Origin of the sequence: Achromobacter sp. UBA5777 (assembly GCF_002418565.1) — a bacterium.
GTDB classification, from domain to species: Bacteria; Pseudomonadota; Gammaproteobacteria; order Burkholderiales; family Burkholderiaceae_B; genus Achromobacter; species Achromobacter animicus.
Window position 1 is genome coordinate 1 of record NZ_DIEJ01000056.1, and the last position, 19,554, is coordinate 19,554.

At 65.9% G+C, this 19,554-nt stretch carries 19 protein-coding genes; 8 read left to right on the forward strand and 11 right to left on the reverse strand.

The genetic code is table 11. The annotated features are described in order from the left end of the window. The coding region (locus B3446_RS03765) for a LysR family transcriptional regulator (RefSeq protein WP_291377358.1) at window positions 1-285 on the reverse strand (285 nt) is incomplete at its 3' end. A 171-nt stretch (window positions 286-456) separates the two neighbouring features. Between B3446_RS03765 and B3446_RS03770 the strand changes: the two genes are divergently transcribed. Then, the gene (locus tag B3446_RS03770) at window positions 457-1,392 is read left to right on the forward strand and encodes a dihydrodipicolinate synthase family protein (protein ID WP_291377359.1); all 936 of its coding nucleotides are present in this window, start codon (window positions 457-459) and stop codon (window positions 1,390-1,392) included. Window positions 1,393-1,454: 62 nt separating this feature from the next. On the opposite strand, the gene B3446_RS03775 is transcribed toward B3446_RS03770, so the two are convergent. The 7 genes from B3446_RS03775 to argE form a co-directional block, all read right to left on the reverse strand. Next, window positions 1,455-3,002, reverse strand: coding sequence for a UxaA family hydrolase (locus B3446_RS03775; protein ID WP_291377360.1), 1,548 nt, complete (start codon window positions 3,000-3,002; stop codon window positions 1,455-1,457). Window positions 3,003-3,079: 77 nt separating this feature from the next. Next, entirely contained in the window at window positions 3,080-4,087 is a 1,008-nt protein-coding gene (locus B3446_RS03780; RefSeq protein WP_175122968.1) for a Bug family tripartite tricarboxylate transporter substrate binding protein, read from the reverse strand. A gap of 303 nt (window positions 4,088-4,390) precedes the next feature. Then, window positions 4,391-4,939 carry an acyloxyacyl hydrolase gene (locus tag B3446_RS03785; protein WP_291377361.1) on the reverse strand — a complete coding sequence of 183 codons (549 nt, stop codon included), beginning with the start codon at window positions 4,937-4,939 and terminating at the stop codon, window positions 4,391-4,393. A gap of 286 nt (window positions 4,940-5,225) precedes the next feature. Continuing rightward, a complete protein-coding gene (gene accD, locus B3446_RS03790; RefSeq protein WP_175122969.1) occupies window positions 5,226-6,101 on the reverse strand; it encodes an acetyl-CoA carboxylase, carboxyltransferase subunit beta in 876 nt (291 codons plus the stop codon). 37 nt (window positions 6,102-6,138) lie between these two features. Continuing rightward, window positions 6,139-7,002 (reverse strand): tryptophan synthase subunit alpha, encoded by an 864-nt coding sequence (gene trpA / locus B3446_RS03795; protein ID WP_291377362.1) that lies wholly within the window; start codon window positions 7,000-7,002, stop codon window positions 6,139-6,141. A 2-nt stretch (window positions 7,003-7,004) separates the two neighbouring features. Then, window positions 7,005-8,204 (reverse strand): tryptophan synthase subunit beta, encoded by a 1,200-nt coding sequence (trpB, locus tag B3446_RS03800; protein WP_175122971.1) that lies wholly within the window; start codon window positions 8,202-8,204, stop codon window positions 7,005-7,007. A gap of 120 nt (window positions 8,205-8,324) precedes the next feature. Beyond that, the gene (gene argE, locus B3446_RS03805) at window positions 8,325-9,476 is read right to left on the reverse strand and encodes an acetylornithine deacetylase (protein WP_291377363.1); all 1,152 of its coding nucleotides are present in this window, start codon (window positions 9,474-9,476) and stop codon (window positions 8,325-8,327) included. 190 nt (window positions 9,477-9,666) lie between these two features. On the opposite strand from argE, the gene B3446_RS03810 reads away from it, so the two are divergent. Next, the gene (locus B3446_RS03810; protein ID WP_175122973.1) at window positions 9,667-10,980 is read left to right on the forward strand and encodes an MFS transporter; all 1,314 of its coding nucleotides are present in this window, start codon (window positions 9,667-9,669) and stop codon (window positions 10,978-10,980) included. A 93-nt stretch (window positions 10,981-11,073) separates the two neighbouring features. On the opposite strand, the gene B3446_RS03815 is transcribed toward B3446_RS03810, so the two are convergent. Continuing rightward, window positions 11,074-13,353, reverse strand: a complete 2,280-nt coding sequence (locus B3446_RS03815) for a RelA/SpoT family protein (protein ID WP_291377364.1) — start codon at window positions 13,351-13,353, stop codon at window positions 11,074-11,076. A gap of 108 nt (window positions 13,354-13,461) precedes the next feature. Between B3446_RS03815 and B3446_RS03820 the strand changes: the two genes are divergently transcribed. Both B3446_RS03820 and B3446_RS03825 read left to right on the forward strand, forming a co-directional pair. Continuing rightward, on the forward strand, window positions 13,462-14,295 hold the full coding sequence (locus B3446_RS03820; RefSeq protein WP_291377365.1) for a zinc-dependent peptidase: 834 nt from the start codon (window positions 13,462-13,464) through the stop codon (window positions 14,293-14,295). Beyond that, complete coding sequence (locus B3446_RS03825; RefSeq protein ID WP_291377366.1) at window positions 14,292-14,801, forward strand: flavodoxin family protein; 510 nt, start codon at window positions 14,292-14,294, stop codon at window positions 14,799-14,801. Before B3446_RS03820 ends, B3446_RS03825 begins: the two co-directional genes overlap by 4 nt. A gap of 107 nt (window positions 14,802-14,908) precedes the next feature. Here the strand turns inward: B3446_RS03825 and B3446_RS03830 are convergent, their stop codons facing one another. After that, window positions 14,909-15,259 carry a RidA family protein gene (locus B3446_RS03830; protein ID WP_056321843.1) on the reverse strand — a complete coding sequence of 117 codons (351 nt, stop codon included), beginning with the start codon at window positions 15,257-15,259 and terminating at the stop codon, window positions 14,909-14,911. A 71-nt stretch (window positions 15,260-15,330) separates the two neighbouring features. Next, window positions 15,331-16,506, reverse strand: coding sequence for a nicotinate phosphoribosyltransferase (gene pncB / locus B3446_RS03835; protein ID WP_175122977.1), 1,176 nt, complete (start codon window positions 16,504-16,506; stop codon window positions 15,331-15,333). Between the two features lie 157 nt (window positions 16,507-16,663). Between pncB and fdxA the strand changes: the two genes are divergently transcribed. The 4 genes from fdxA to B3446_RS03855 form a co-directional block, all read left to right on the forward strand. Next, window positions 16,664-16,987, forward strand: a complete 324-nt coding sequence (fdxA, locus tag B3446_RS03840) for a ferredoxin FdxA (protein WP_006218015.1) — start codon at window positions 16,664-16,666, stop codon at window positions 16,985-16,987. 43 nt (window positions 16,988-17,030) lie between these two features. Then, window positions 17,031-17,831, forward strand: coding sequence for a ferredoxin--NADP reductase (locus B3446_RS03845; protein WP_291377367.1), 801 nt, complete (start codon window positions 17,031-17,033; stop codon window positions 17,829-17,831). A 212-nt stretch (window positions 17,832-18,043) separates the two neighbouring features. Beyond that, window positions 18,044-19,270, forward strand: a complete 1,227-nt coding sequence (locus B3446_RS03850) for a polyhydroxyalkanoate depolymerase (protein ID WP_291377368.1) — start codon at window positions 18,044-18,046, stop codon at window positions 19,268-19,270. Window positions 19,271-19,348: 78 nt separating this feature from the next. Then, on the forward strand, window positions 19,349-19,554 hold a 206-nt coding region (locus B3446_RS03855; RefSeq protein ID WP_291377369.1), incomplete at its 3' end, for an RnfABCDGE type electron transport complex subunit B.

Sequence of the window (19,554 nt, forward strand, 5' to 3'; positions counted from 1 at the left end):
GCCCCCAAGGCGCGGTCCCCCCGGCGGCGCGTCGCCGGGGGCGCGGCCCCGCAGGTCGCGCACCTCGCGCAGCACGCTGCGGGCACGCTCCAGCACCTTCAAGCCGGCTTCGGTCGCCTTGACGCTGCGGCCGACGCGCTTGACCAGCGTGGCGCCCAGTTCTTCTTCCAGCGTGCGCACGCGCGCGGCGATGGCGGCGGGGGTCAGGTCCAGCCGCCGCGCCGCCTCGGCCAGCGATCCGCTTTCGATGACCGACACAAAGCTCTGCACATATCGCGTATCCACGGTCTCCCCTTCTTTTGGATGTGTGGCGCGCTCTGCGGCAAACCACAACAATTTTATGGATTGAACCCATTAAACAGCAGATGTTCGGTGGGCGGATCGGTGCCAGAATCGGAAATCGCAGCCGCGCGGCCGCGGCGCGTCCTTTTCATCCATCCAATAACGAGTAGAGACATGACGACCCCTGCCCGCATTCCCGGCGTTTTTTCGCCGGTCCTGACGCCGTTCGATGAACGCTACCGCCCGGCCCTGGGGCGCTATGTGAAGCACTGCCGCTGGCTGCGCGAGCAGTCCCTCGGTCTGGCCATCTTCGGCACCAACTCCGAGGCCAACTCGCTGTCGCTGGCGGAAAAGCACACGCTGCTGGATGCGTTGCTGGACGCGGGCGTGGAGCCGTCGGCTCTGATGCCGGGCACGGGCGCGTGCGCGCTGCCGGACGCCATTGCGCTGACGCAGCATGCGGTGCGCAGCGGGAGCATGGGCGTGCTGGTGCTGCCGCCCTTCTACTACAAGGGCGTCAGCGACGAAGGCCTGTTCCGCTACTTTGCCGAGCTGATCGACGGCGTGGGCGACGACAAGCTGCGCCTGTACCTGTATCACATCCCGCCCGTCAGCCAGGTGCCGCTCAGCCTGGACCTGATCGACCGCCTGCTGACTCGCTATCCCGGCATCGTGGCCGGCGTGAAGGACAGTGGCGGCGACTGGGCCAACACGGCGGCGATGATCGAGCGTTTCACGCCGCGCGGATTCCAGGTGTATGCGGGCAGCGAGGCATTCCTGCTGCAGACCCTGCGCGCAGGCGGCGTGGGCTGCATCACGGCCACGGGCAACGTCAATCCGGGTCCCATCGTGGCCCTGCAGCAGCGCTGGCAGGAGGCGGACGCCAACGAGCGCCAGGCCGGGTTGAACGCCACGCGCAACGTGTTCCAGCAGTTCCCGATGATTCCCGCGATGAAGGCCGCCATTGCCTGGAAGTCGGGCGATGCGGCCTGGGCCACGGTGCGCCCGCCTCTGGTCGAACTGAACGCCGCGCAGACGGACGCACTGAAGACCGCATTGCAGACCAACGGCTTCGACATGCCCGGCGCCGACTCGCTGTCCGACGCCTGAGCGTCTGGGCCCGGGCGCGGACGGTCACGACAGGCCGTCCGCTGTCTGCTTTCCGGAAGCGGTCAGCTCACGACGCCGATGTTCCAGGGCACGAACTCGTGATCGCCCAGCCCCAGCAACTCGCTCTTGCTGCGGGCGCCCGAGGCCACGCGCAGGATCTCTTCGAAAATCCGCTGCGCCACTTCCTGCAGCGTGGCCGTGCCGTCGAGGATGTCGCCGCAATTGACGTCCATGTCTTCGGTCAGCCGCTCGTACATCGGCGTGTTGGTGGCGAGCTTGATCGACGGCACCGGCTTGGCGCCGAACATCGAACCGCGGCCTGTCGTGAAGCAGATCATGTTGGCGCCGCCGGCGATCTGCCCGGTGGCCGACACCGGATCGAACCCCGGCGTGTCCATGAACACCATGCCGGGCTGCCGGACGGGCTCCGCGTAGCGATAGACCTCCATCAGCGCCGTGGTGCCGCCCTTCATCGACGAGCCCAGCGACTTCTCGAAGATATTGGCCAGCCCGCCCATCTGGTTGCCGGGACTGACCTTGCCATTGATCTGCACATCGCGGCCCGGGGAATACTCTTCCTTCCACCAGTGGATGCGCTGGACCAGCTTCTCGCCCACTTCGCGGCTGCGAGCCCGCGACGTCAGCGTGTGTTCGACGCCGTAGATTTCCGGCGTCTCGGACAGGATGGCCGTGCCGCCGTGGCGCACCAGGATGTCCATGGCTGCGCCCAGCGCAGGGTTGGCGGTGATCGACGAGAACCCATCCGATCCGCCGCATTGCAGGCCGATCTTCAGGTGACTTGCGGACACCGGCTGGCGACGCACGTCGTTGGCGGCGGGCAGCATGGACTTCACCGCGGCGATGCCGGCTTCGATCGTTTTGCGGGTGCCGCCGGTCTCCTGCATGATGAACGTCTGCAACCCCGCGCCCGGTTCCAGGCCCTGGTCCTTGAGCAGCGCATCGAGCTGGTTGCGTTCACAGCCCAGGCCGACGATCAGCACGCCTGCGAAATTCGCGTGACAGGCATACCCGCCCATCGTGCGCCGCAGGAGGTCCATGGGCTCGCCCGACATTTCCATGCCGCAGCCCATGCCGTGGCTCAGCGCGACCACGCCATCCACGTTCGGATAGGCGGCCATCACGTCCTCCGTGAAGGCGGACGCAATGCGGTGCACCACCGTGGCCGAACAGTTCACCGTGGCGAGGATGCCGATGTAGTTGCGCGTGCCGACCTGCCCGTTCGCCCGCACGATGCCCTGGAACTGCGCTTGCTCGGAAGCAGGCAGCAGGGGCGTCGGCACGTAGTCGCGAGCGTGCGCATAATCGCGGTCGAACTCCTGGAAGTCCATGTTGTGCGAATGCACGTAGGTGCCGGCGGGAATGTCCGTCGCGGCAAAGCCGATGCACACGTTGTATTTCAGGATGGGTTCGCCCGCGCGCAGATCGCGCGCCGCGATCTTGTGCCCGGCGGGCACCTGGCTGCGGCTGACCAGGTCTTCGGCAGGCACGGCGGTGCCGATGCCGATGGGCACACGCGCCACCACGACGTTGTCGGCGGAATGCAGCCGGATGACGGGGCCGGCGGCGCGTTTTTCGGTGAAGTCGATCATGTCGTTGTCTCGGATGAATGAAGGGGCGCCCGGCTCAGGGGCGCCCGGCTGAGCGGCGCCCAGGCGAAGCGTCCGCGCTATTCCGGCTTGATGCCGATATCGCGGATCAGCACCGACCACCGCGGCAGTTCGGCGCCGACAAAACGGCTGAAGTCTGCGGAGTCGCTGCCGACCACGGTGAAGCCCTGCTCGCTCAGCTTGGCCTGCATGTCGCGCTGCTCGAGCGCGGTGCGGATCGATGCGGAGAGCTTGTCGACCACCGGCTTGGGCGTCTTGGCCGGCGCAAAGACGCCGTACCAGGTCGACACCTCGAAGTCCTTGAAGCCGGATTCGGCCAGCGTCGGAATCTCGGGCGCCTTCGGATCTCGTTTGAGGCTGGTGATGGCCAGCGGACGGACCTTGCCCGAGGCGATGTGCGGCAGCGCCACCGGCAGGTTCGCGAACATGTAAGGCACATGACCTCCCAACACGTCGGCGATGGCTGCGGACTCGCCCTTGTACGGCACGTGCGTGACCTTCGTGCCGACCCGGTGCGCGTACAGCTCGCCGGCGATGTGCTGCGGGCCGCCCTGCCCGGACGACGCGTAGCTCAGCGCACCGTTGCCGGCCTTTCGGATGTGCTCGGTGAGTTCCCCGACGCTCTTGACGTCGATCAGCGCCGGATTGACCACGAGGATCAGCGGCATGGTCACGACCTGCGATACCGGCTCGAAATCGGTCTCGGGCTTGAACGGCAGCGTGGGGAACAGCGACGGCGCCACCACCATGGTGGATTGCGATCCGAGGAACAGCGAATAGCCATCCGCGGGGGAACGCGCGACGTTGTCGGCCGCAATCGTGCCCGTGGCGCCCGCGCGGTTTTCCACCACGACCTGCTGGCCCAGGCTCTCGGCCATCTTGGCGCCGACCAGCCGGGCCACGATATCCGCGCCGCCGCCCGGCGCGAAGCCGACGACCATACGCAAGGGCTTGTTCGGGAAGTCGTCGGCCAGGACGGCGGACGAGGCGGTGGCCAGGGCAAGGGCCAGGCCGGCGGCGCCGGCCATGCGCGCCAAGCGGCGCGCCTGCGTACAGGGGTGTTTCATCTGAGTCTCCGTGTGCCGCCTGCCGGATCTGGCCGCGCCCGCGCGCGCAGCGGCGGATCGGAAGCCCGAGCGACGGCTCGTTGTGGTTTTGGATGCTGCCAGGGCATTCTGGCCATTGCACTCAACACCAACAAGTACGTGGACACGCAGTCAAAACATAATTTTTTTGTCGTTTAGGCGACGATGGGCGCGCGGGACATGTACACCGGCGCGGCAAAAAAAAACCACCCTGATGGGTGGTTTTCAAGATCTGCGAGCGGGGCGCTGGCTAACGCGAGCACGCGCCGCGCCGGCGCCATGCGATCAGAACTGGTACGTGTAGGTGAGCTGCACCACGTCCAGGCCCGGGTTCGGGCGCTTGATGCTGGCGTTCGAGAAGTGCGAATAGCGCACGCCGATACGGTTGTTCGGCGTGACCAGGAAGCCCACGCCAACGTGGTCGCCGAACTGGAAGGCCGTGCTGATGTTTTCGTCGGCAAAGCGCGTGCTGGAGAACAGCGTGGCGCCGATACCCGCTTCGATGTAGAAGCGTTCGCCGGTCCACCAGCGGAACATCGGGATGGCGCTGAACTGCCAGACGTGGCCCGGCGAACGCGAGCCGTCGGCTTGCCAGTACGACGCGCCGAATTCGGGCGTCAGGTCCAGACGACCCCAGTTGCCGCCAAATTGATAGGTCCAGAGCGAGGCAGTCTCGTAGTTCAGGGTCAGGCGCTTGTAGTGGTCGCCAATGCCATAGTGCAGGCTGACGCCACCTTGGGTGCCCTCGGACGACTGGGCGCTAGCAAAGGTGGCAACCCCTGCCAGGGTAAGGCCGGCAAGGCGCGTCAGCATTTTCTTCTTCGTCGACTGCATGGGATTAACTCCATCTATTTCTGGACTAACGGGGAACATTAGCAAAATCCGGACCAACACGGTTCGCGCATGTCGCAATATGGCAACAAAGCGCCGTGAAAAAGACTGTTCCGAAAATCGCGGGATTCACGCAGGTGAAATTGCGCTAGGCGGCGGGAGCAAGTCTCGTGCCCAGGGGCCACCCTGTCGCGGAAAAACAAAATGCCGCCAGGCGCGCGTAGCAGCCGGCGGCATCTTGTTGACGCCGATGCGGCCGCAAGCGGCAGCCCCGGCAATGTCGGCCCGATCAGGCGGTGACCACGTCCGCCGGCTGGTTGGTCAGCAGCGCCAGCAGGCGGGCGATTTCCTCGCGCAATTGGCGGCGGTCGACGACCATGTCGATCGCGCCCTTCTGCAGCAGGAACTCGGCGCGCTGGAAGCCTTCAGGCAGCTTTTCACGCACGGTCTGTTCGATCACGCGCGGACCGGCAAAGCCGATCAGCGCCTTGGGTTCGGCGATGACCACGTCGCCCATGAAGGCAAAGCTGGCCGACACGCCGCCCATGGTCGGATCGGTGAGGACGCTGATGAACGGCAGGCCGGCGGCCGACAGGCGGGTCAGCATGGCGTTGGTCTTGGCCATCTGCATGAGCGACAGCAGGCTTTCCTGCATGCGCGCGCCACCCGAGGCGGCCACGCAGATGAAGGGGGTTTTGTTGTCGAGGGCCGCTTGAGCGCCGCGCGCAAAGCGCTCGCCCACCACCGAGCCCATCGAGCCACCCATGAATTCGAATTCGAAGCAGGCCAGCGTGGCGGGCACGCCGCGGATCGAGCCGCTCATGACGACCAGCGCGTCGCTTTCGCCCGTTGCCTTGACGGCCTCTTGCAGACGCTCGGGGTACTTGCGCGTGTCCTTGAACTTCAGGGTGTCGACCGAACGCGTGTTCTGGCCGATTTCAACGCGGCCTTCCATGTCCAGCAGCGAATCGATGCGGGCGCGAGCCCCGATCCGCATGTGGTGGTCGCACTTGGGGCAGACGTGGAGGTTGGCCGCCAGGTCTTCGCTATACAGCACCGATTCGCACGACGGGCATTTCACCCAAAGGCCTTCGGGCACGCGGCGGGCGCCGCTGTCGCTGGTTTTGTTGATGCGAGGCGGCAGGAGTTTATCGATCCAGCTCATTGAGTATTCATCCCGTTTGAGATCGCGACCCGGCCGCTCAGGCCGACGCGTTCTCTCGTTTTACTTGATCCAGCGCCTGCCGGATGGTGCGCAGCCAGCCGCTGGCGGCGGCGACTGCGGCGTCGGTTTGCTGGGCAGCCGGTGCGTTGGCGACCGCCTGCTCCATGGTTTCAATCAGTTTGCTGCCGATGACCACCGCATCGGCGGCGCGCGCCACGCGCTGGGCGCTTTCGGCGTCGCGGATGCCGAAGCCCACGCCAACCGGGATGTCGCGCACGTGGCGGCGGATCACGGCCACGCGGTCGGCGACGTCATCGGTGTTCAGCGAGCCCGCACCCGTCACGCCCTTGAGCGACACGTAGTACACATAACCGCGTGCCACGGCCGCGACAGCCTTGATGCGGTCTTCAGTGGAGGTGGGCGCCAAGAGGAAGATGGGCGCGATGCCGTGTTCGCCCAGGGTGGCGGCGAACTCGATGACTTCTTCGGGCGGGTAGTCCACGACCAGCACGCCGTCCACGCCGGCCTGCGCGGCACGGCTGGCGAATTCGGCCTGGCCCATGCGTTCGATGGGATTGGCGTAGCCCATCAGGACCACGGGCGTCGCGGTGTCGCGCCGGCGGAAGTCGGCCACCAGCTCCAGGACGCGGGCCAGGCCCACGCCTTGCGCGATGGCGCGGTCTGCGGCGCGCTGGATGACCGGGCCGTCGGCCATGGGGTCCGAGAACGGCACACCCAGTTCGATGACGTCGGCGCCGGCGTCAACCAGCGCGTGCATCAGCGGCACCGTAGCGGCGGGGGAAGGATCGCCGGCGGCGATGTAGGGAATCAGGGCCGCTGCGCGGCCGGATTCTGCGGTGCGCGCGAAAGCCGCGGCAATGCGATCGGTGCGGGTTGTCATGTTCAGAGCTCGATGCCGGCGCGTTCGGCGACGGTGTGCATGTCCTTGTCGCCGCGGCCAGACAGATTGACCAGGATGACGGCGTCGCGGGGCAGCGTGGCGGCCATCTTGACGGCCTGGGCGATGGCGTGCGACGACTCCAGCGCGGGCATGATGCCTTCGATGCGGCAGCAGTCGTGGAAGGCCTTCAGGGCTTCGTCGTCGGTGATGCCGACGTACTCGGCACGGGCCGAATCCTTGAGCCAGGCGTGTTCCGGACCGACGCCAGGATAGTCCAGGCCGGCCGAGACGGAATGCGTTTCTTGAACCTGGCCATCGGCGTTCTGCATGACGTAGGTGCGGTTGCCGTGCAGCACGCCCACCTGGCCCGCGGCCAGCGATGCGGCGTGCTTGCCGCTGTCCATGCCCTCGCCCGCGGCCTCGACGCCGATCAGGCGCACGTTTTCGTAGGGGATGTAGGGATGGAAGATGCCCATGGCATTGGAGCCGCCGCCCACCGCCGCCACGACGTAGTCGGGCTGGCGGCCGATGGCCTCGGGCATCTGCGTCAGGCATTCGTTGCCGATGACGGTCTGGAAGTCGCGAACCATACGGGGATAGGGGTCGGGACCCGCCACCGTGCCGATGATGTAGAACGTGTTTTCGATGTTGGTGACCCAGTCGCGCATGGCTTCGTTCAGCGCGTCCTTCAGGGTGCGCGAGCCGGAGTTCACGGGCACCACCGTAGCGCCCAGGAGCTTCATGCGGTAGACGTTGGAGGCCTGGCGGCGCACGTCTTCGCTGCCCATGTACACCACGCATTCCATGCCGTAGCGGGCCGCGACCGTGGCGGTGGCCACGCCGTGCTGGCCCGCGCCGGTTTCGGCGATGACGCGCGGCTTGCCCATGCGCTTGGCCAGGAGCGCCTGGCCAATGCAGTTGTTGACCTTGTGCGCGCCGGTGTGGTTCAGGTCTTCGCGCTTGAACCAGATCTGGGCGCCGCCCACGAGTTCAGACCAGCGCCGGGCATGGTAGACCGGGCTGGGCCGGCCCACGAAATGCTTGAGCTCGTAGTTGAACTCTTCCAGGAAGGCGGGATCGACCCGGTAACGGTCATAGGACGCGCGCAGGTCGTCGAGCGCGTGCATCAGCGTTTCCGCCACGAAAACACCGCCATAAGGCCCGAAATGGCCCTTGGCATCCGGAAAGTCGTAAGGTTTCACCAAAGCATCTCCCCCGGGATCGCGGCAGGCCAATGCCAGCCGCAAATCCGGTTTGCAACCCGGCATTTTACCTGACGCGGACGGCACCGGCGTGCCGCCCGCTGCCGGGCGCCCCGCTCGTCAGAGGGACTGGCCCATGCGGCGCAGGAAGGTTTCGCAGGCGGCCATCTGGTCCAGGGCCACGTATTCGTTGGGCTTGTGGGCCTGTTCGATATGGCCGGGGCCGCAGACCACCGTGGGGATGCCGATGCCCTGGAACAGGCCGGCTTCGGTGCCGTAGGCGACCTTGCGCGTGGCGCGGTCTTCGGTCAGGGCGCGCACCAACTGCGTGATGGCGGCTTCTTCCGAGGCTTCCAGCGCGGGCGCGGCGGCGCCGGTCTCGATCTCGATGGTGGCGCCGTCGAATTCGGCCTTCATCTTCGGCAGCAGCTCTTCGCGCACGTATTTTTCGACTTCCGCCTGGATGTCGTCCGGACGCATGCCCGGCAGGTTGCGGAATTCGTACGTGAATTCGCACAGCTCGGGAATGGTGTTGACCGCGATGCCGCCCCGGATCTGGTTGGTGGTCATCGTGGAGAACGGCACGTCGTAGAACTGGTCGTAGGGACCGTTGGCCTTGAAGCTGTCAGCCAGGTCGCGGATGCGGCAGATCAGGCGGGCGGCGTATTCGATGGCGTTGCAGCCGCGCGGCGTGAGCGACGAGTGGGCCGCCTTGCCGTGCACCTTGCAGCGGAAGAGGTTGATCCCCTTGTGAGCCACCACGACCTGCATGCCGGTGGGTTCACCCACCACGCAGCCCTCGGGGCGGATGCCGCGCTCGTGCAGGTCTGCCAGCATGTAAGGCGCGCCCGCGCAGCCGACTTCCTCGTCGTAGGAGAACGCCAGGTGGATCGGCTTCTTACGCGGCATGGCCAGGAATTCAGGCACCAGGGCCAGCGACCCGGCGATGAAGCCCTTCATGTCGCAGGCGCCGCGGCCATAGAGCAGGCCGTCTTCTTCGACGAGCTTGAACGGATCCGTGCTCCAGTCCTGACCATCCACGGGCACCACGTCGGTGTGGCCCGACAGGACGATGCCGCCCTGCTGGTTGCCGTCTTGCGCCGGCAGCGTGGCAAAGAGGTTGGCCTTGGTGCGCTCGGGGTTGTGCGCCAGCCATGCCTCGACGCCCTGGCCCTTGAGCCAGTCACGGACGGTTTCGATCAGGGCAAGATTGGAATTGCGGCTGGTGGTGTCAAAGCCAACCAGCGTTTCCAGCCAGGTGCGCGCGTTCATGTCACTACTCTCGTGGGGAAAAGACGCAGTGTAAAGCCAGGCGGCGGCCGCGTCCCGGACGCGCCCCATCTGGATGGCCGTATTCCGAAGGGCAAACTTCCGAACGACCGCTTTTCGGACGACGCGCAAGACGGCCGGGGCGGCACCGCCTAGAATGTCGCCCGGAAATTAAAGCCCCCAAGGAGATCCCGTGCAGCACAAAGCAGTCCCCACACGCAACATCGTGGCAGCGGTAATAGGCAACGCGCTCGAATGGTATGACTTCCTGGTGTTCGCGTTCATGACGCCGATCATCGCCAAACTGTTCTTTCCCACCGACCCCAGCGTCCCCGGCAGCGAACTGAACGCCATCCTGATGACCACCGCCATCTTCGGCGTGGGTTTCTTCATGCGCCCGGTAGGCGGCATCATCCTGGGCCTGTACGGCGACCGCAAGGGCCGCAAGGCCGCCATGGTGCTGGTGACCTCGCTGATGGCCGTGTCCATTGCGCTGATCACGGTGGCCCCGACCTACCACGCGGCCGGCATCCTGGCCCCGATCTTCATCCTGATCGCGCGCCTCCTGCAAGGCTTCTCGGCGGGCGGCGAGTTCGGCACGTCGACGGCGCTGCTGATCGAGATGGCGCCCAACGGCAAACGCGGCTTCTATGGCTCGTGGCAGATGGCAGGCCAGATGCTGGCCCTGTTGATCGGCGCGGCTTGCGGCACGCTCATCACCGAGTTCTTCACCGAGCAGCAGATTGCCGACTGGGCATGGCGCCTGCCCTTCGCCTTCGGCTTGGTGATTGTGCCGATCGCCATCTATATCCGCCGCAACGTCGACGAAACGGACGCCTTCAAGCAGATGAAGGAAGCCGACCGCCAGGCGGCCGAACGCGGTGAGGTCAAGCGCCTGTCGCTGGGCCAGATGCTGCGCACCCACACCCGCGAGACGCTGATCGGCGTGGGTCTTGTGGTGACGGCCACGGTGTCGATCTACATCACGTTCACGTATCTGGTCACCTATTCGACCAAGGTGCTGATGCTGCCGCTGAACCAGACCTTCCTGGTGCAGATGGCCGGCGCGGCGCTGATGGTGGTGCTGACCCCGTTCATGGGCGCCTGGTCCGACCGCATTGGCCGCCGTCCGCTCGTGATCGGCTCGCTGATCGGCTACCTGATCGTGCTGTACCCGCTGTACTTCTGGCTGTCGGACGCGCCGTCGATCGGCCGCCTGCTGACCGTGCAGGTCGTGGTTTGCATTTTCGTGTCGGCGTTCTTCGGCGTGTTCAGCACGGTGATGGCCGAGCTGTTCCCGGCGCGCGTGCGTTCCGTGGGCCTGTCGCTGGCCTACAACGTGGCCGTGATGATCTTCGGCGGCTTCGCACAGTTCATCGTGACCTGGCTGATCAAGACCACCGGCTCGCCCATGGCACCGGCGTACTACGTGATGTTTGGCGTGGCGCTGGGTCTGGTCGCGGCGTTCTACATGCGCGACCGCGCGCATGAAGAACTGGAGCACTGAGGCCTGACCCGCCGCGTGCTGCCGCCTGGCCTTCGCGCCAGCGGCGGCCGCGGGGAATGAACCGGCAGCGGTTCTCGCTGCCAGAAACTGCGCCTAACGGCGCATCGCCGACGACACGCCTGGCACTTCGGCCAGCGCATCCAGCGCGCGGGACAGCGATTCGCCGCCGCGCACCTCCACCGTGAACACCATATGGGCAAGCGACTGCTTGCTCTGCGTGTTCACGCCCACGACGTTCAGGCGCAACCGCGCAAACACTTCAGACAGGTCGCGCAATAGACCCGAGCGGTCATGCGCGCGCACGCTGATGTCCACCGGATAGAAGGTGTCGGCCGTTTCGCCCCACGCCACTTCGATGACGCGCTCGGGCTCGCGCGCGGCCAGCGCCAGATAGCTGTGGCAGTCGCGGCGATGGATGGACACGCCGCGCCCCCGTGTCACGAAGCCGGAGATCGCATCCGGCGGCGCCGGGCGGCAGCATCGGGCCAGCTGCGTCAGCAGCGACCCCACCCCCACCACCAGTACGCCGCTCTTGCCGCTTTTCTCGGCGCTGCCGGCGCTGGCGTGCCGCAAGGCGGCCGGCGTGGGTTCGACCGCGGGCGCCGGCTGCTGGAACACCGCGTCGATCTGGCGCAGGCTGAATTCTTCCTTGGCGGCGGCGACGTAAAGGTCGTCGGCCCGCGCAAAGCCCAGGTTCTGGGCCAGCTGTTCCAGATTGATGGCCGTCTTGCCCAGGCGCTGCAATTCCTTTTCGACAAGCGCCTGCCCCTGCGTGATGCGCTGCTGCAGTTCGATCGCGTTGAACCACATCCGCACCTTGGCGCGGGCGCGCGGGCTGGCCAGAAAACCGAGCTGGGGATTGAGCCAGTCGCGCGACGGGCCGCCGGACTTGGCGGAGATGATCTCCACGGTCTGGCCGGTGGACAGGTGCGTCTGCAGCGGCACCATCTGCCCATCGACGCGCGCGCCGCGGCAGCGGTGGCCCAGGTCGGTATGCAGGTGGTAGGCGAAATCCACCGGCGTGGCGCCGGCGGGCAGTTCGATCACGCGCGCCTGGGGCGTCAGCACGTAGATGCGTTCGTCGGTATGCGCCGGCGCCGTCACCGCGCCGCGGCTCTTGCCCGCGGCGCCTCGGCCCGTGGCGGGCTTGGCAGGCTCGGGCGGCGTGCTTTCGCCACCCTCGACATCGGTGTTCCAGGCCAGCAGCTGGCGCATCCATGCGAGCTGCCGGTCGTATTCGCTGGAGGCGGCGACCTGCCCGCCCTTGGCGCCCGCTTCCTTGTAGCGCCAATGCGCGGCCATCCCGTATTCGGCGAACTGGTGCATCTCGCGCGTGCGGATCTGCACTTCGAAGGGACGGCCGTCGTCGTCGGCCACCACCGTATGCAGCGACCGGTAGCCGTTGGGCTTGGGCCGCGAGATGTAGTCGTCGAACTCGTCGGACAGCGGCGTCCACATCTCGTGCACCATGCCCAGCGCCGTGTAGCAGGCGCGCACATCGTCGACGATGACGCGCAGCGCCCGCAGGTCGTACATCTGGGAAAAATCCAGGCGCTTGACGCGCATCTTGTTCCAGATGCTGTAAATGTGCTTAGGCCGGCCGCTGACCTCGGCGTCGATGCCGGTCTTGGCCAGCGCCTGCTGCAGGCGCGTGATGGCGCCCGCGATGAAGGCCTCGCGCTCGACCCGCTTTTCTTCGAGCAGGCGAGCGATGTGCTTGTACTTGTCGGGCTCGAGGAAACGGAAGGACAGGTCTTCCATTTCCCACTTGATCTGCCAGATGCCCAGCCGGTTGGCGAGCGGCGCGTACAGGTCCAGCGTTTCGCGGGCGAAGCTGGGCGAGCAAGGCGCCTTGCTTTCGGCGTGCCAGCGCAGCGTGCGCAGCCGGGACGCCAGGCGCATCAGCACGATGCGCAGGTCGGCCGCCATGGCCAGCAGCATCTTGCGCTGCATTTCCTTCTGCGAACCGCTTTCGGCCGAGGCATCGCTGGCCTGCCGGGCCACCACGCCCAGGCGCAGCAACGCGTAGGCGCCCTGCACCAGCCGCGCGATCTCCGCGCCGAAGGCGACCGCGATGGGGTCGTTGCGCAACGAGGGCGCGGGGGCCATCAGGTCGGTGGGCAGCGTGGCCAGGAGGGCGGCGGCGCGCGCGGCGGCATCGGTGTGCAAGGCCGCCAGGATACGGACGACGCCGGCGGCATGGCCGGCCAGCGGCTCGCCCGTCAGGGCGTTCTGGCCCTGGAAGCGAGGCTCGGCCCAGCAGGCAACCCGGTCCAGCAGCGCCAGGCCCTCGGCATCCAGGCCCGATCCGGCCTCCTGCCGCCAGGAAGCGTCAAATGGCGAAGGCGCATCGGGAACGGACGGGGCGGACATGACGGGGCGTAGCGCAGGTATCGGGTTGAATATTTCGACACTCTACACTAGGGTTCAGTCACCTTGAACACACTGCCGCATCCCGGCATATGGAAGGAACCAAAGCTTATGTTGCGCTGGCTGAAGGGCCGCGGCGCCCGCCCGTCCGAGGTCGCCGAGATGCAGGCCCGCATCCCGCCCGAACTCTGGCGGCAGGTGCTGGACACCTACCCGTTTCTGGCGGCGCTGACCGAAAGCGAAGCCGCCCAATTGCAAGCGCGCGCCGCCTGGCTGCTCGCCAGCAAGACGATCAATGGCGCGCAGGGGCTGGAGGTCTCGGACTTCATGCGGCTATCCATCGCCGCGCAGGCCTGCTTGCCCATCCTGAATCTCACGCCCGAGCTGTATGAGGGGTGGGACGAGATCATCGTGTATCCCGCGAGCTTTCGCATCCCCCGGACGCGCGAGGACGAGGACGGGGTGGTCCACGAGTACATCGAGGACGCCGCGGGCGAAGCCTGGGAAGGCGGGCCGCTGGTGCTGTCGTGGGAAGACACGCAGCTGTCCGAGGGGGGCTTCAATGTGGTGATCCACGAATTCGCTCACAAGCTGGACCTGCGTTCGGGCTTTGCGGACGGCATGCCGTCGCTGTCCGCGCATCCCGACATCAAGCCGCGCGCGTGGCGTCAGGTGCTGGAGGACAGCCTGGACCGCTTCATCGCGGCGGTCGACGCCGTGGAAGCGGCGATTCCGCACGACGTGGACCCTGAGAGCGAGGAAGCGGACGCCTGGTACGGCCAGTTGCCGATGGATCCCTACGCGGCCACGGACGAAGGCGAGTTCTTCGCGGTCAGTTCGGAACACTTCTTCGTGGATCCCTTTCCCATGCAGCAAGCGCTGCCCGAGTGGTATGCCATGCTGCGGGCCTATTACCGGCAGGATCCGCTGGAGCGGTTTGCATGAAGCAGTTGCTGATCGTCTGGCATTCGCGCACGGGCGCGGCCCAGCAGATGGCGCAGGCGCCGGCGCGCGGCGCGGCGTCGGCGGCCGCTGCCCTGGAGCAGCCGGACGATCTGCGCATCGAACTGCGGCGCGCGCAGGACGCCGATGCCGATGTCTTGCTGGCCAGCCAGGGGTTTCTCTTCAGCGCCCCCGAGAACCTAGCCAGCCTGAGCGGCGAGATGAAGGAGTTCTTCGACCGCAATTACTACGCGGTGCTGGACCGCATCCAGGGACTGCCCTATGCCGCCCTGATCAGCGCGGGCTGCGACGGCTCGGGCGCGGCCCGGCAGGTCGAACGCATCTGCACGGGCTGGCGGCTGACGGCGGTGGCGCCGGCCGTCATCGTAAACATGGGCGCGCAGACGGCGGAGCAGATCCTGGCGGCCAAGACGGTGCCGACTGCGGATCTGGCGCGCTGCGAGGAACAGGGCGGCCTGCTGGCCGGGATGATGCTGATGGGCGCGTGAGGCGGCGTTCTTCACTGCCGGTGTCTGACACCAGAGCCAAAAAAAGCCCTCGGCTCACGCCAGAGGGCTTTTTCACAAGGCTAGCCGCAGCCGGCCCTGACCGTGCATCAAAGCGCGGCCGTCACCACGATCTCGACCTTGTAGTCGGGGTTGGCAAGGCGGGCTTCAACGGTGGCGCGGGGGGGCGAGTTGCCGTCGGCGACCCATGCATCCCAGGCCTTGTTCATGCCGTCGAATTCCTTCATGTTGGCCACGTAGATCTGGGCCATCAGGATCTTGGTCTTGTCGGTGCCGGCTTCGGCCAGCAGGCGGTCGATCGTGGCGAGCACTTGCTCGGTCTGGCCGGTGATGTCCAGCGTGGCATCGTCCGGCACCTGGCCTGCCAGGTAGGCCACGCCGTTGTACACGGCCATGTCCGACAGGCGCTTGGTCACGTGAAAGCGCTTGATGCTGCTCATGAGAATTCCCCTAGAGTCGAGTGGTTTGGGTGGAACTGGGCAAATTGCCCGCGTGCGGCGCGCGGGCGTCGTCAGGCGGGCGGCAATTGGAAAACCTGGCGCAGATAGGCCAGGTAGGCGGGATCGTCGCACATCGTCTTCTCGGGCGCATCCGACACCTTCGCCACCGGCTGACCATTGCAGCGGACCATCTTCATGACGATCTGCAGCGGTTCGTGGCCGAGGTCGTTGGTGAGGTTGGTGCCGATGCCGAAGGACACTTTGCAGCGCCCCGAGAACTGGCGCGCCAGCTCGATGGCGCGCGGGAAGGTCAGCGAATCCGAGAACACCAGGGTCTTGGCGCGCGGATCCACGCGGTTCTTGCGGTAGTGCTCGAGGAGACGCTCGCCCCAGATGAAGGGATCGCCGGAATCGTGGCGCGCGCCATCAAAGAGCTTGCAGAAATACATGTCGAAGTCGCGCAGGAACGCATCCATGCCGTAAACGTCGGACAGCGCGATGCCGAGGTCGCCGCGGTATTCCTTGGCCCACACTTCCAGTGCGAACACCTGCGAATCGCGCAGGCGCGGACCGAGCGCCTGGCAGGCCTGCAGGTATTCGTGGCCCATGGTGCCCAGCGGCAGCACGTCGTGCTCTTTGGCGAGCAGCACGTTGCTGGACCCCGCGAAATGCGGCCCCATCTCGGCTTTCAGGGTGGTGACGATCTCTTCGTGCCAGGCCTTGGAGAAGCGGCGCCGCGTGCCGTATTCGGCCACGCGGAAGTCGGCCAGCGCGGGATCATCCAGCACGAGGTGCATCTTGGACTGCAGGCGTTTGCGGCCTTCTTCCCAGTCCGGATGCTTGCGCGTGTTGCGGAAATAGACCTCGTTGACGATCGCCAGCACGGGGATTTCGAACAGGATCGTGTGCAGCCACGGGCCCTTGACCTCGATGCTGATTTCACCGGGTCCCTCGCCTTCGCTGATGTGGATGCAGCGTTCGGGCATGTGGAACAGACGAAGGAAATCAACAAAGTCGCTTTTGATAAAGCGCAAGTTGCCCAGATATTTAAGTTCGTCGTCCGTGAAGCGCAATTGGCACAGCTGATGCACTTCCTGGCGGATTTCGTCCATATAGGGGCGCAAATCCACGCCCTTCGTACGGCATTTGTACCGGTACTCGACCTGGGCAGCGGGGAAATGATGCAGCACCACTTGCATCATGCTGAATTTATACAGGTCGGTGTCGAGCAGCGAAGTAATAATCATGATTGCGCGTTTCGTTTCGCGACACCATAGCATGAAGAACAGGGGCTTCGGCACGAAGTGCCACGCTGTCAATACGGGTATTGCCGACACATCCGCGCGGCATTGGGTAAAATCCGCCCATTAAGACACATCTGCCGCCGAGCCCCGGAGTTCCTGAATGACCCACGTAGTCACCGAAAACTGTATCAAGTGCAAGTACACCGATTGCGTCGACGTGTGCCCGGTGGACTGTTTTCGTGAGGGTCCGAACTTCCTCGTGATCGACCCGGACGAATGCATCGACTGTGCGGTCTGCATCCCCGAATGCCCCGCCAACGCGATCTACGCCGAAGAAGACGTGCCGCAGGACCAACTCAATTTCATCGCGCTGAATGCCGAACTCTCTCCGGAGTTCGCCAGCATCAGCCGTGCCAAGAAGCCCCTGCCCGACGCCGACGACTGGAACGGCAAGCAGGACAAGCTGCAATACCTGGAAAAGTAATCCACGGGCGCCGGCCAGACCGGCGCTTTCGTGCGATGTCCCGATGACCGACGACTCCAAATACACGCGCCAGACCATCACCAGCGTCCACACCTGGGTGCCGGACAAACTGTTCTCCGTGCGCGTGACGCGGGACGAAGCCTTCACGTTCCTGCCGGGCCAGTTCGCCCGGGTCGGCCTGCCCGGCGCTGAAAACCCCGATGGTCCGCCCACCATCTGGCGCGCCTACTCCATGGTGTCGGCCCCGCATGAGCCGGGCCTGGAGTTCTATTCAATCGTCGTCCCCGAAGGTCTGTTCAGCCCGCGCATGGCGCGTTTGCAGCCCGGCGACGCGCTTTACGTCGAAAAAGCCCCCTACGGCTTTCTGACGCTGGAACGCTTTGCGCCCGGCGGCGACCTGTGGCTGCTTGCCTCGGGCACCGGCCTGTCGGCCTACCTGTCCATCCTGCGCGACCCCGCCGTCTGGCGCGCCTACCACCGCATCATCCTGGTGCACGGCGTGCGCACCGCCGCCGAACTCGCCTACCACGACGAAATCGACGGCTGGCGCCGCGATCCGGCCCTGGCCGACGTCTTTGCCGCCGACCCTGGCAAGCTCGTCTACCTGCCCATCGCCACCCGCGAAGCCGTGCCCGGCATGCCGCAAGCGCGCATCACCACGCTGATCGCCGACGGCCGCCTGGAGCAGCTAGCCGGCCAACCGCTGGATCCAGAGACCGCCAAGGTCATGCTGTGCGGCAACCCCGCCATGCTGGCAGAGGCACGCAAATTGCTGGGTGATCGTGGGTTCAAGCCCGGACGCCGCGGCATTCCGGGCAACCTGGCAGTCGAAAACTACTGGTGATCCGCCCCCGCGTGGCGTAGTCCGTAAATCCACCATTTGGTATCACCGCAAGGCATTAACGCGGCCCTAAACTGGTGCGTAACATATGACGGGTCGCTTTTTAGCAACAAAACAGGGCAGTTTGCCGGACATTCTTCAGGCTGATTGGAAATATCGTTACGCCCCGGAGCAATAATCGGGGCACACGCTCGACCCAGAAGGACTTCCCCGAAATGCTGTACCAATTGCACGAAATGCAGCGCGCTTTCCTGACTCCGTTCGCTGCATTCACGGACGCCGGTTCTCAGCTGTTCTCCAGCCCCTACAGCCCGCTCGCCTATACCCCGATCTCCCGCCAGATGGCCGCCGGGTACGAGCTGATGACCCGTATCGGCAAGGAATACCAGAAGCCCGCCTGGAATCTGCCCACCACCCAGATCGGCGGCAAGTCCGCCCGCGTGATCGAAGCCGTGGCCCTGGACAAGCCGTTCTGCCGCCTGGTGCACTTCCAGCGCGACGTGCGCCTGGCCGGTAAGAACGATCCCAAGGTGCTTTTGGTCGCCCCGCTCTCCGGGCACCACGCCACCCTGCTGCGCGACACCGTGCGCGCCCTGCTGCCCAACCACGATGTCTATGTGACCGACTGGGTCGACGCGCGCATGGTGCCGCTGGCGGCCGGTCCGTTCCATCTGAACGACTACGTGCGCTACGTGCAGGACTTCATCCGCCATCTGGGCCCGGACGTGCACGTCATTTCCGTCTGCCAGCCCACGGTGCCGGTGCTGGCCGCCGTGTCGCTGATGGCGTCGGCCAACGATCCCTGCCAGCCGCGCAGCATGGTGATGATGGGTGGCCCCATCGACCCGCGCCAGTCGCCCACGCAGGTCAATCGCCTGGCCACCACCAAGCCCTATTCGTGGTTCGAGAATCAGGTGATCCACCCCGTGCCGCCCCGCTATCCGGGCGCCGGCCGCCGCGTGTATCCGGGGTTCCTGCAGCACGCGGGATTCATGGCCATGAATCCCGACCGCCACATGAAGTCGCACTACGATTTCTACCTGGACCTGCTGCGTGGCGACGACAGCGATGCCGAAGCGCATCGCCGCTTCTACGACGAATACAACGCCGTGCTGGACATGCCGGCCGAGTTCTACCTGGACACGATCCGCATGGTGTTCCAGGACTTCGATCTGCCCAATGGCACGTGGGAAGTCGACGGCAAGGTGGTGCGCCCAGCCGACATCAAGAGCGTCGCGCTGTTCACCATCGAAGGCGAACTGGACGACATTTCCGGCCAGGGCCAGACGCGCGCCGCGATCAAGCTGTGCAAGAACATTCCGGCCGACCGCAAGTCGCACTACACCGCGCCGAACTGCGGCCACTACGGCATTTTCTCGGGCCGCCGGTGGCGCGAAATGATCTGTCCTAAAATTGCCGAGTTCATCCGGCAATCGGCTTGACGACGGCCCCGCGCCGGCCGCCGGCAACCTGATCCGTACCCCGGGGCCCCAGCGGCCCCTTTTCATTACTGGCTTTACATGTCCTGTCGCTCATTAGCCGACCGCGTTGACGCCTTGCTGCCTCAGACGCAATGCACCAAATGCGGTTACGACGGCTGCCGGCCGTATGCCGACGCCATCGCCGAGGGCGCCGCGCCGATCAACCGCTGCCCGCCCGGCGGCGACGACGGCGTCGCCGCACTGGCCGCGCTGCTCGGCACGCCTCTCCTGCCGCTGGATCTGTC